This is a genomic window from Hanstruepera marina, assembly GCF_019880635.1.
GTDB classification, from domain to species: domain Bacteria; phylum Bacteroidota; class Bacteroidia; order Flavobacteriales; family Flavobacteriaceae; genus Hanstruepera; species Hanstruepera marina.
The window spans coordinates 219,972-232,425 of the sequence record NZ_JAINVX010000005.1; the positions used below are offsets into that span (position 1 = coordinate 219,972).

14 protein-coding genes are annotated in these 12,454 nt (G+C 32.7%); 6 read left to right on the forward strand and 8 right to left on the reverse strand.

Features of this window, described 5'->3' with window-relative positions:
* Window positions 1-3 precede the first annotated feature (3 nt).
* Window positions 4-681, forward strand: a complete 678-nt coding sequence (tsaB, locus tag K7G76_RS13435; RefSeq protein ID WP_223034732.1) for a tRNA (adenosine(37)-N6)-threonylcarbamoyltransferase complex dimerization subunit type 1 TsaB — start codon at window positions 4-6, stop codon at window positions 679-681.
* On the opposite strand, the gene K7G76_RS13440 is transcribed toward tsaB, so the two are convergent.
* From K7G76_RS13440 to K7G76_RS13455, 4 genes are all read right to left on the reverse strand, one after another.
* Window positions 682-1,500, reverse strand: coding sequence for a mechanosensitive ion channel family protein (locus K7G76_RS13440; RefSeq protein WP_223034733.1), 819 nt, complete (start codon window positions 1,498-1,500; stop codon window positions 682-684).
* A gap of 71 nt (window positions 1,501-1,571) precedes the next feature.
* A complete protein-coding gene (locus tag K7G76_RS13445; protein ID WP_223034734.1) occupies window positions 1,572-1,940 on the reverse strand; it encodes a DUF1304 domain-containing protein in 369 nt (122 codons plus the stop codon).
* Window positions 1,941-1,975: 35 nt separating this feature from the next.
* A complete protein-coding gene (locus K7G76_RS13450) occupies window positions 1,976-2,176 on the reverse strand; it encodes a dodecin family protein (RefSeq protein WP_223034735.1) in 201 nt (66 codons plus the stop codon).
* A 62-nt stretch (window positions 2,177-2,238) separates the two neighbouring features.
* Window positions 2,239-3,141 (reverse strand): NifU family protein, encoded by a 903-nt coding sequence (locus K7G76_RS13455; RefSeq protein ID WP_223034736.1) that lies wholly within the window; start codon window positions 3,139-3,141, stop codon window positions 2,239-2,241.
* A 261-nt stretch (window positions 3,142-3,402) separates the two neighbouring features.
* Between K7G76_RS13455 and K7G76_RS13460 the strand changes: the two genes are divergently transcribed.
* Window positions 3,403-4,404, forward strand: a complete 1,002-nt coding sequence (locus tag K7G76_RS13460) for a PorP/SprF family type IX secretion system membrane protein (protein WP_223034737.1) — start codon at window positions 3,403-3,405, stop codon at window positions 4,402-4,404.
* 65 nt (window positions 4,405-4,469) lie between these two features.
* Here K7G76_RS13460 and K7G76_RS13465 read toward each other — a convergent pair whose 3' ends face one another.
* Complete coding sequence (locus K7G76_RS13465) at window positions 4,470-5,624, reverse strand: vWA domain-containing protein (protein WP_223034738.1); 1,155 nt, start codon at window positions 5,622-5,624, stop codon at window positions 4,470-4,472.
* Window positions 5,625-5,855: 231 nt separating this feature from the next.
* Between K7G76_RS13465 and K7G76_RS13470 the strand changes: the two genes are divergently transcribed.
* From K7G76_RS13470 to K7G76_RS13485, 4 genes are all read left to right on the forward strand, one after another.
* Window positions 5,856-8,009 (forward strand): histidine kinase, encoded by a 2,154-nt coding sequence (locus tag K7G76_RS13470; protein ID WP_255573029.1) that lies wholly within the window; start codon window positions 5,856-5,858, stop codon window positions 8,007-8,009.
* Window positions 8,009-8,533: a hypothetical protein gene (locus K7G76_RS13475; protein WP_223034740.1), complete on the forward strand. Its 525-nt coding sequence runs from the start codon at window positions 8,009-8,011 to the stop codon at window positions 8,531-8,533. Before K7G76_RS13470 ends, K7G76_RS13475 begins: the two co-directional genes overlap by 1 nt.
* Window positions 8,534-8,573: 40 nt before the next feature.
* On the forward strand, window positions 8,574-9,308 hold the full coding sequence (locus tag K7G76_RS13480) for a LytR/AlgR family response regulator transcription factor (RefSeq protein ID WP_223034741.1): 735 nt from the start codon (window positions 8,574-8,576) through the stop codon (window positions 9,306-9,308).
* A 196-nt stretch (window positions 9,309-9,504) separates the two neighbouring features.
* Complete coding sequence (locus tag K7G76_RS13485; protein ID WP_223034742.1) at window positions 9,505-10,023, forward strand: gamma carbonic anhydrase family protein; 519 nt, start codon at window positions 9,505-9,507, stop codon at window positions 10,021-10,023.
* On the opposite strand, the gene murI is transcribed toward K7G76_RS13485, so the two are convergent.
* The 3 genes from murI to K7G76_RS13500 all read right to left on the reverse strand — a co-directional run bounded on the left by murI (window position 10,020) and on the right by K7G76_RS13500 (window position 12,439).
* Entirely contained in the window at window positions 10,020-10,799 is a 780-nt protein-coding gene (gene murI / locus K7G76_RS13490) for a glutamate racemase (protein WP_223034743.1), read from the reverse strand. The two genes, K7G76_RS13485 and murI, sit on opposite strands and share 4 nt — an antisense overlap.
* Window positions 10,800-10,862: 63 nt before the next feature.
* Window positions 10,863-11,372 (reverse strand): OmpH family outer membrane protein, encoded by a 510-nt coding sequence (locus K7G76_RS13495; protein ID WP_223034744.1) that lies wholly within the window; start codon window positions 11,370-11,372, stop codon window positions 10,863-10,865.
* A gap of 35 nt (window positions 11,373-11,407) precedes the next feature.
* Window positions 11,408-12,439: an OmpH family outer membrane protein gene (locus K7G76_RS13500; protein WP_223034745.1), complete on the reverse strand. Its 1,032-nt coding sequence runs from the start codon at window positions 12,437-12,439 to the stop codon at window positions 11,408-11,410.
* Window positions 12,440-12,454: the final 15 nt, after the last annotated feature.

Genomic DNA, 12,454 nt, shown 5'->3' on the forward strand with positions numbered 1-12,454 from the left:
TACGTGTCAATACTATTAAGTATAGAAACAGCAACAACAAATTGTTCGGTCTCTCTTTCAAAAGAAGGAGAGACTTTTGCATTGTTAGAAGATTATAATAACAATTATTCTCATGCTGAACGGTTGCATGTTTTTATTGAACAAATACTTCAAGAAAATAATATTTCAAAATCAGATTTGGTGGCTGTTGCGGTTAGTAAAGGTCCAGGTTCATACACAGGATTACGTATAGGGGTTTCTGCGGCAAAAGGCCTGTGCTTTGCACTAGGAATACCATTGATAGCCGTACCGACTTTAGAATCTTTAGCACATCAGGTAGTTGTAAAAGAAGGTGTCATTATTCCATTATTGGATGCTAGACGCATGGAAGTGTATTCGGCAGTTTATCAAGCAGATTATAATCCCATTCGTAATACCGATGCCGAAATTTTAACTGAAACTATTTATTTAAATTATTTAAAGGATTCTCCGGTATACTTTATTGGAAATGGTGTAGAAAAAGCTAAAAACATCATCAAGCATGATAATGCTTTTTTTATTGATGGTAAACTACCGTCTGCTAATGAAATAAGTGCAATAGCATATAATAAGTACAAAAAAAACGACATCGAAGATGTCGCTTATTTTGAACCGTATTATTTAAAAGATTTTGTGGCTTTAAAGCCAAAGCCAAAATCGTAATTATTCTTTGTGAATCTCTACTTGATGTGGATAAGGTATTTCTATACCTGCAGCATCAAGGGCTTCTTTTGTTTGTTCTGTAACATCAAAATAAACTTCCCAATAATCTTCGGTTTTACACCAAGGCCTAGTCGCAAAATTAATTGAACTATCTGCTAACTCCATAACAGTTACAGCTGGTGCTGGATCTTGAAGTACTTTTGGATGAGATGTAAGAACATTCATCAACACTTCTTTGGTTTTCTTTATATCTGAATCATAGCCTACTCCAAAAACTAAATCAACTCGCCTTGTGCCTTCTGTTGTATAATTTACAATGTTGCCATTAGATAAAGCGCCATTTGGAATAATGATTTCTTTATTAGATAAACCAGTAAGCTTAGTTGTGAAAATTTCAATTTCTTTTACAACACCAATTTCACCTTGTGCTTCAATTAAATCACCAATTTTAATAGGCTTGAAAATCATTAATAAAACACCACCAGCAAAATTACCTAATGATCCTTGTAAAGCTAAACCAACTGCTAAACCTGCTGCAGCAATAACAGCTGCAAATGAAGTAGTAGGGACACCTAAAGTTCCAAGAAGGGTAATAATTAATAAAATTTTTAGGGCCCAAGTACATAAGTTTAGTAAGAATTTTTGAAGACTTTCATCATAATTAGCTTTGGCCATTATTTTTTTAGTAGCTCCAATGATCTTTTTTATAAACCAAGAACCAACAATCCAAATGACTATTGCACCTATAACCTTTAAGCCGTAGGTAGTAACGAAATCGATGGCTATTTCAGTCCATTTTCCTAAATCAATATTTTCCATATTTATGTTTTTGGTTAATTAATTGATTAGCAAAGGTAATAAAGAGAATAGAAACTAAATTGATTTCTATTTTAAAAAATGAAATTGTAAAATGTTATCAGGAGTAATGTAATTATTGCAGGTACAGATTGAAGATAGAAAAGTTTAATTTTTTGTGTTGAAAAAGCACCATAGATACCCGCAATAACAATACAACTCAAAAAGAATATGCAAACCATCCTACTTTTAATAAGAATAGAAAATATCAAGCCAACGGCCAAGAAACCATTATATAAGCCTTGATTGGCGGCTAGCACTTTAGTTTCTTCTGCAAAATCTTTTGATTTCAATCCAAAAGCCTTAATGCCTTTGGGTTTTGTCCATAAAAACATTTCTAAATACATGAAATAAAAATGCTCAATAGCTACTAGCGTTATTAGGATGATTACTAGATATTTCATAATAAAAAACGCTCATAAAGAGCGTTTGGAATTAATTATTTGACTTCGAATGTAATTTTAAGATTAACTCTAAACTCGGTTACGTCGTCACCATTAACAATAGCGCTTTGTTCTTTTACGTAAACCGATTTAATATTGTTTATAGTTTTTGATGCCTCTTTTACTGCCTTTCTGGTGGCATCCTCCCAACTTTTATCTGAATTCGATAAAATTTCAATAACTTTTAATACTGCCATAATTTTATTTTTTGCGATTAAACAATAGCAATAAGATATGAAAAATAAAACAGAAAAACTAGCTAGCCATTTATGGCTTCAACAGTTTCAACTTTACCCTTCAACATTTCCTTTAACATGTTTTCAATACCATTTTTTAATGTAAATGTTGAGGAAGGACAACCGCTACAGGCACCTTGAAGTACAACTTTTACAGATTTGTCGTTGGGATCATAAGATTGAAACATAATATTTCCGCCATCACTTGCCACAGCAGGCTTTACATATTCTTCTAAAATGTTTATAATTTCTTTTGAGGTATCATCATAACTTTCAAAAGTTTTGTCAAGCTCTTCGGTAGTTTTTTTCAAGATTTGTTGAGCTTGAGGGTCAACTATATCTTTTCCTTGAGCAATAAAGTTTCTAATGTGTTCACGAACTTCCATCGTTACGGTATCCCATTCGGCAACATCATATTTACTTACAGATAAATAATTGTCTTCAATAAAAACGCTTTTTACAAATGGAAAATGGAATAACTCTGTTGCAAGTGGTGAAAGTTTAGCCTCCTCAATAGAATTAAACTCATATGTCGCGGTTACAAGTTTTTTATTGGCTACAAATTTTAAAACCGATGGGTTTGGAGTACTTTCGGCATAAACCGTTACGGGTACTTTTTTAACGGCTTCAGTTTCTGTTATTACAATGCCGTTATTGTTTAGATAGTCCTCAATTTGTTGTGCGACTTCCTCTTGAACATCTTTCCATTCTACAATATTAAAGCGTTCAACTGCAACAAAATTACTAGAGATATATACCTTTTTTACAAATGGTAAATAGAATAACTGCTGCGCTAAAGGTGAGTTTTTTGCTTCGTCTATATTATTGAATTCAAAGCTTTGATGGTTGGTAATAAATGCATTGAGTTCAAATTTAATTATGGTATTGTTTGAAGTTTCTTGAATAGAAACGGTATAGGTTTTCATAGCTTAAATACTTTGTGCAAAAATACTAAAAGATTACAAGAGAGTTCAACTATTTACACAATCTATTTAAACTATTTTAAAAAGGATTTTTTTAATCCTTTTTAATTTGATATTTTGCAAGCTTTAACTATATAAATTAAGCGATAAAAAGTAAATTTTATATATTTGGTCGCAGATTTATAATTTTATTATAAAATCAGAGTTTATATAGGAGTAAGGATTATGATTTTTAGCGTGCCTATCTACCTTGAAATACATACTATGAAAATAAAAAGGTTTTTTTTAATAGCTTTAGTTGCCTTGTTTTTTCAACAAGCAAATTCACAGGAAGGACTTCCTATCTATACAGATTATTTAACAGATAATTATTATTTGTTATTTCCATCTATGGCTGGTGCTGCAAATTGTTCTAAAATTAGAATGACGGGTAGACAACAGTGGTTTGGAGATGAGGATGCTCCAAAATTATTAACCATTAGTGGTAATGGTAGAATAGGAGAATCCAATTCTGGAATTGGAGCTATATTTTATGCTGACAAAAATGGCTATCACTCTCAAAATGGTGCTTATGTGACTTATGCACATCATTTAATGTTTTCACGAAGTGAGACGGATTTAAATATGTTATCATTTGGATTAAGTGTAGGAGCTATTCAATATAAGTTAGATGAAACAGCATTTTTAAACGAATTACCAGATAGAATTATTGCTGGTATTGAGCAAAGTTCTACGAATTTCAATATGGATTTTGGCTTTTCTTATTTCTTATATAATTTTTATGCACATGCTGCCGTAAAGAATTTACTTAAAAATGATGGCATTAACAATGATATTGAAATTACAAGTAATTTAAGACGCTTCTTATTTTTAACAGGTATTGTTTTTGGTAAGCAAGGAAGCGAGTGGAGTTACGAACCATCTGTAATGTTTCAGTATAGAGACGGTACTCAAGAATCGTTTTTTGATGTCAATGCCAAAGTTTATAAGGAAATGGATTTTGGAAAACTTTGGGCTGGATTATCTTACCGAAGAAGTTTAGATGGAGCTGAATATGTAGATGGAGGAAGCGTAACCACACAAAAATTGCAATATGTATCGCCTCTAGTAGGTGTTAACTTTAACAATTTTATGTTTGCGTATACGTATGCTTACCAAGCTAACTCTGTAACATTTACAAATGGAGGTTTCCATCAAATTACATTAGGTTATAACTTTAGCTGTAGAAAGGAACGTTACCACTGTAATTGTCCAGCGGTTAATTAAATCAACAAAAAAATTACATATAAAAAAGCGCCTTAATTGTAAGGCGCTTTTTTCTTTTTCAGCAATTATTCCCATTGATAATTTTTCAGCGAAGCCTGTTTTTTTACAGCTTCAATCATAGCATTTTCTAATAGGTTTTCTTTGTTACGAGATTGTTCAGCTATAAACGTTTTGCGCTTTAAGTTAAGCTCTTGAATCTCATTTTGTATGGTTTCACGCTCTTTACGTTTTTCAGCCAAATACGCTTTAATTTCTTTTTTTGATTTCCCTTGAAGCTCAATTGGCAAATCGGTTTGTTTAAATGTGTCATAATTAAAAACACCTTCTTTTTCGGCATCTAATAAATCCCATGTAGCATTATTATATAAATGCGAACTTTTACTTACTGTTCTACTAACCGCATTTGCTTCGCTATAACCTCTGGCATTGTTGTCTTGTTCTTCTTGTAAAGCCATTTTTTGTCTTCCAGATTTTCCAAAAGCAATATAAGTTTGGTTTAATTGCTTGTTAAGGTTTAATATTTTATCGTCATAAGGCGATGCAATATGTACAGTAGCTTGATTATGATTTATGGCCATATAATTGCCTTTAGATAAGTCCGCTCCATCTTTCCAGTAGCTGGATATACCTTGGTTGTAATCACCACAGAAAATAGTGTTTACACTAACGCCTTTTTCCAAAGCATTTGTGATGGCGTCTTTATAGCTTACCTGGCCTTGTGTAAAGGGTTCGTTTCCGGCAATAAAAATTAACTTCAAGTCTTTTTGGTCTGTACCCCAATTCAATTGTTTGACAGAAGTGTCAATTACATGACCGCAAAATTCGTTGCCACCATTGGTAGTTAATGAAAACAAGGCTTTCGAAATCTCATCTAAATCTGAACTAAAAGAAATAATTTGTCTAATATAACCTTCAAGGCTGTTTAAATTATCATTGCCATATTCGTATAGGGCGATTTGTAAATTAGGTCTGACATCATCGCATTTAGCATAGGATAATTCGTTGACAATCTCCCAAAGCTGTGCTTTAGCTTGATCAATCAAACCATCCATACTATTGCTGGTGTCTAAAAGTAAAGCCACCTTAATGGTTTGTTTTTCAGTTTTAGTAATTGGTTTTAAACTTTGATGTTTTTCAGTCTTAACGTTTGGATTTGCCTTACTAGTCAATATTCCAACCAAGCATGCACAAATGATAAGTGCTTTTAAAATAATTTTCATAAATAAATAATATTAGATTAATGAATAAGGTTGGAAATAGTATGTTGTAAAAGAACATACAACTTTCCTATTAAAAAACCCATAATGAGTAAGTGTATGGTTTGAATGAGTAAATAGGATTTTTGATTGTGTAAACGCATTAATTTTAAACGTTTTTAAGCTGAAAATCTATGTAAGGCATTTTATTATAAGGTCTAAAGTGTGTATGTTTATACAATTATAAATATGCAGATGACAACGTTTGTAAAAAGAGTACTTATTTTAATATTGGTTTTTAGTGGCCAAATAATTCTAGGGCAGAAACTTGGAGGTGATCCTGCGTTTACTGTAAGAGGATTTATTTATGATAGTGAATTGCAAAAGCCTGTTTCAAATGCTAATATAGAAGTTAATGGTGGCGCATATACAACTACAAATGGTGCTGGTGAGTTTAGAATAAAAGTAAAGTTTGGAGATGAACTTGTTATAAAGCACAAGGATTTTGAAACGGTTTATTATACAATAAAAAATCGAGAGCGCATACGTGTAGAGGTTCGCCCATACCGTTATTCCAATAAAGCAAAAATAAAGGACGAGCCTGATATAGCATTTAACTCGTTAATAGACTCAGCGTTGCTTTATAAAAAAACCGATTTAGAAAAAAGTATTCAATTTGTTACTGATGCTTTGACTGAAAGCCGTTCTGGAAAAGAGAATGCGGAAGTTTATGAAACTTTAGGAGACATTTACTTGCATTGGAATCAATATGATATAGCTGTTACAAATTACCGTATAAGTTTGCAGAGTATAAACTCTAATGATGTGCAACTAAAATTAGGTCAGGCCTATGCTTTAAACAAGAATTATCAAGAGAGTATTTCGGTTTATCAAAGTATCCCAAAAGAAGGACTTTCTAATTGGCAAAAAGTTATCCTATATGAAGGTTTAGGTGATACAAATTTTAGTATTAAAGAGTTTGATGAAGCATTAGACAATTATAAGATAGGGCTGGATATTGCAACTGAACATTTAATAAAACCAAAGGTTACCGATCTAAATTCTAAAATAGCCCAAACGTATGATGCACAAGGGAAACAGGATGCAGCAGAAGGTTTTTATGAAAGTTCGCTAAATCTGGCGTCTCAAGAAAATGAAAAACGGGCTTTAGAAGAAAAAGTAAAAGTAGCCGATTTCAAAAATAAGAAAAGTGATTTTACAGATGAGATTGAACTACGAAAAGAAGCCATAAATGATATAAAGGATATAGAACTTGATTCAGTAATTGGAATAGAAAGTGCTTTAACGGTCCAAAAACAAAACTATAAAATAGGTAACGCTTATTATTTAAAAAAGGATTATGACAATGCTATTACCTATCTGGAAAAAAGTATAGAAGAGGCCAACACCAAGAATGATTTAGTTGTTGAGAAAGACGCCAAACGTAAACTGTCTGAAGTTTACAGTAGTGCAGGCGATTATAACAAAGCTTTAGATACCTATAAGGAATATACCGAGTTGGTTGAAGCATTATACGTTAAAAAGGAGCAAGAAATTGTTCGAGCCGCTAAATTGAGCCGCGATATAAGTAATCAGCAGAATAGAATAACCAGTTTAGAAACCGATAGGCAATTATCACAAAGTAAATACCAACTTACAACCGAACGCAATAAACGGCAACAGTTGGTTATTTATTCGCTTATTGGTGGTTTAATATTATTGTTGGTAACGGCTTATTTTATGTATAAATACATCAAGCAACAACGATTGGCTAATAATTTATTGGCTCTTAAATCGTTGCGTAGCCAGATGAATCCGCATTTTATTTTTAATGCGCTTAACTCGGTTAATAGTTTTATTGCTTCAAGCGATGAGCGTACGGCGAATAAATATTTATCAGATTTTTCATTTCTTATGCGAGCGGTTTTAGAAAACAGCGAAGAAGATTTTATCCCGCTTGAAAAAGAATTGGAATTATTACAGTTGTATACCAAGTTGGAACATTTTCGTTTTCAAGATAAATTTGATTATCAAATAACAGTTCATGAAGACGTTAACGTTTCAGCTTACCAAATTCCACCAATGTTGTTGCAGCCTTATATTGAAAACGCGGTTTGGCATGGTTTACGGTATAAAACTGAAAAAGGCAAATTAGAAATAACAGTTGCTAAGAAGAGTTCATCTGAAATTACCATAACCATTACAGATGATGGCATTGGAAGAGCACGCTCTAAAGCCTCTAAAACAGATAACCAAAAGAAACACAATTCAAAAGGGATGAGCAATATTAAAAAGCGTGTTTCTATTTTGAACAATATGTATAAAGATAAAGTTGATGTGTTTATTGACGATTACCAAACCGAAGGCGATACAGGAACCCAAGTAGTTGTAACTTTAAAAAAAGATTGATGACTAAAAGTGTTTTATTTATGATAATTATGTTCTTTGGTATGTTGCTATCATGCAAGACTAGTAAATATAATTCTATTGAGATTGTAAAACTAGATGATTATATATCTAGTTTATTTAATAAAGGATATATAAATAGCAATCCTTTAATCGTAAAAAACGGTTTACCAGTTACATCATATTCACTAATAAAAGATTCAGATTCTATTCCAAAGATGTTTAAACAAAATTCTTTGACGTATATAAAAAAGGATTATGGGTTTTTTGAAAATATTTGGGGAGATGAAGCATTAAATGGCGTAGTATTAATAAATGACATGCTTCATATGAGATGTTATGGGCCGAAAGAGGTGATTTATTTATTGAACAAGGAAAAAGTTGATTCAGAAAAATATTTAGATGCAATCAAGAAATATAAAATGACATATTTGAATGAATTTACATTTCCAATGGATCAAAACAACTATGCTCATATTTCTATTGCTGAAATTACTGAACTAAGAATAAAAGAATTAAAAGAGTAATATAATAAAAAACAACTAACTCTGCTAAAAAATAAAAACTATGAAGCTAAACGCCATTATAGTAGAAGACGAACAAACCAGTCGTGATATTTTAAAGAATTATCTATCAAAGTATTGCCCTAACGTAAATGTATTGGGGGAGGCAGAAAATATAGAGCAAGCATTGGTTCTTATCCGTAATAACGATTTGGATTTGGTGTTTTTAGATGTAGAAATGCCTTATGGCAATGCGTTTGATCTATTAGAAAAAGTAGGTGATATTAATTTTGAAACAGTTTTTGTAACGGCTTATAACCATTATGCTATGGAAGCCTTAAACGCTCACGCGTCCTATTATCTTATGAAGCCTATTTCCATAGACGAGCTTATAAAAGCTGTAGATTACGTTACAGAAATTAAAAGTAAGGAAGATGCACTGCAAGATCAGGTATTGGTACCTAAAACCAATAGTGTTTCTGGTAAAATAACTATTCCGCAACAAGATGGCTTTGAAGTTATTAATACTGCAGACATTCTATATTGTAAAGCCGATGATAACTACACAGAAATCTATCTAAATACTAATAAAAAGAAATTGGTGAGCAAAACACTTAAGTATTTTGAAGACGCTTTAAATGATGGTAGTTTTGCCCGAATACATAAGTCTTATCTGGTCAATGTCAACGAAGTTATAAAATATTTAAAAGGAAAAGGCGGAAGTGTAGTTTTAAGTAATGGTAAACAGCTTATGGTGTCGGCTTCCAAAAAATCTGATTTTTTATCTTTTTTTAAATAATGTGTTCCTGCGAAAGCAGGAATCTAAAAAAAACATTTTATGTTGAATCTCAAAAAAGCGAAACCCTTAAACAAATAATGCTTTAGTTTTTGCCTTATTTATCAGTAGATTAGCACTAAAATAAAAGAGTTGTAATGTATAACCTAAAAGGATTCGAGTTTGATGTTATGAGATTCCTTTTTTCAAAGGAATTTAAATGCCAATAATAAAACCAGTAAACGGAAAACATCCTGAAATACCAGAAGACTGTTATGTAGCTGAAAACGCCACAATTGTTGGTGAGGTTACCATGGGTAAACAATGTAGTGTATGGTTTAATGCTGTAATAAGAGGGGATGTCCATTTTATAAAAATGGGAAATAAGGTTAATGTACAGGATGGTGCTGTTATTCACGCTACATACCAAAAATCACCAACTACAATTGGGAACAATGTATCAATAGGTCACAATGCCATTGTACATGGCTGTACAATTCATGATAATGTACTAATTGGCATGGGAAGTATAGTTATGGACGATTGTGTTGTTGAGAGTAACAGTATAGTAGCAGCTGGTGCTGTTGTAACCCAGAAAACACATATTGAAGCCGGTTCAATTTATGCAGGTGTTCCTGCAAAAAAAGTAAAGGATATTAGTCCTGAATTGGTTTCGGGTGAAATTAACCGCATTGCCAATAATTATGTAAAGTATTCAAGTTGGTTTAAAGACTATTAAAAATCAAGTTTTTCAACCTGATATTTACCTTCTAAAAGTGACGCCATAACTTCAGGGCTTGCATTTGAATAAAATTTTAATTCTGGTTTCTGTAAACCCGTATTCAGGAGTTTGTGTTGTTCAAGAATCATTTGTGTTTGCTTAGCAACTGCGGCTCCAGAATCAATTATTTTAATATGTTTAGGTAGAATATCCAATAATTGAGGTATTAAATACGGATAATGTGTACAACCCAAAACCAGATAGTCAATGTTGGCATCAATCATAGGTTGCATGTACGTATTTAAAAGCGCCTTCATCTCATCGGAGTCTAATTGCCCAGATTCTATTAAAGGGACAATACCTTCGCCTTCTTGTTCTATAACCTGTATGCCGTTACTATACAAATCGGTAGTTTGATGGAATAACTCGCTAGAAAGTGTACCTTTAGTTGCAAGAATACCAATGGCCTTTGTTTGCGTATTGAGAGCTGCTGGTTTAATAGCTGGCTCAATACCTATAAATGGAATGTCAAAACTATTTCGAAGTGTTTTTATGGCATTTGTTGTGGCCGTATTACAGGCCACTACTATGATTTTACACCCTTTTTGAATAAGGAGTTGGGTGTTTTTAATACTTAAATCTATAATTTCATTTTTAGATTTGGTACCGTAAGGAGCATGTTTACTATCGGCTAGATAAATGGTGCTTTCATTTGGAAGCCTTAAGTGTAGCTCTTGCCAAATGGAGGTGCCACCAACACCTGAATCAAATATGCCAATAGGTTGAACGTTCATGATACCAAAAATAAAAAAAGCCACTTGATAGAAGTGGCTTTTGGTTATATATTTTATAAAGAATTAAATTCCCATTTCTTTCTTTACGTCATCAAGAAGGTTTTTGCCATCTGCCATGATAACGCCTCCACCTTGTGTAGAATCTAGTACATAATCAAATCCTTGAGCTCTAGCAACTTTTAAGATAGCTGCTTTCGCCTTTTCGGTAATAGGCTTTAATAAGTCTATTTCTTTTTTCTGCATTTGTTGTTGAGCCTCTGCTTGATACTGCTGAATATTTTGCTCCATTGTAAGTCTTTCTTGAACTCTTTTTTGATTCTCCTCATCAGTTTTAGTTGGAGCTTCAGCCTCGTACTGCTTCATTTTGTTTTGGTATTCAGTAGCCATAGCTTGAATATCAGCTTGATAAGTTTTTCCCAATTTATCCATTTCAGCTTGAGCTGTTGCCATTTCTGGCATGGCTTGAATTAATTCTTGGGTGTTAATATGAGCTACTTTACTCTGGGCTTGTGTAAAACTTGTAGCTCCAATAAATAATGCTGCAGCAAATAAAAGGGTTTTAAATTGTTTCATTTTTAAAAGTGTTAATATGTATTATAAATTGTTAATTAATTGCCTCCTTCGTCATCGTCGGTAGGTTGTTCGTCTTCTTCGTTATTATTATTTCTTTGAGCTTCGCGCTCCTCTTTTGCTCTTTGTCTATCTTCTAAAATCTGTCTTTTTCGGTCTTCTAATTCTTGTTTTCTACGCTCTCGATCTGCTATTTTGGCTTGTCTACGTTCTTCAGCAACTTGTTCTGGTGTTTTAGCCGCTTCTTCATTTGCTTTTTCAGAACTTTCAGCATCATCGCTTGATTGTTGCTGTATGTCATCTACTGCTTCAGTATCTTTGTTTCTAGCATTTAATTTTTCTTGTCTCGCAGCTTCTCGTGCTGTTATAATACTGTCTCTACGTTTTTGAGCAGCTAATTTTCTTGCTTCACGTTCATCTAGAACGGCTTTTTTTCTGGCATCATCTTCAGCTTGTTTAGCTTCAAGCTCTTCATTTATTTCTACAACCACATCTTCTTCTTCAGCAGCTTTGCGCTCTTTTTTATTTGTGGCTTGAGTTCGTTTAGCACTTCTGGTTATACTGCGTATCACCTGCTCACTAAAATCATAACGATCCGCTGAATACAACATGACGACATCAGCAGATTTGTCGAAAACAAAATCGTACTTTTGTTTTTCTGCAATATCTTGAACCGCTGCAAATATTTGATCTTGTATAGGTTGAATCAGTTGTTTTTTCTGAATCATTAAATCGCCATTGGGTCCAAAACGTTTTTGTTGATAATCTAATATTTCTTTTTCTTCAAAAGCAATATCTTCTTCGCGTTCTTCTATTAGTTCTTTTGTTAAAAGCGCTTTTTCATTACTTAAATCTTTGCGCTTTTGTTCAATTCCACTCAACTGTGTTTCAATTTCACCTTTCCATTTTTGAACTTTTGATTCTAATTGTGCTGTTGCCTCTTGATATTCTGGAATATTTTCTAAAATATATTCAGTATCTATATAGCCAATCCTTACACCTCGTTGGGAGTAGCTGGCCATGCTAAGCATACAAGCAATAGTCACTAAAAAAAGAACTTTTAATTTCATCTGTTTCATTTTTTA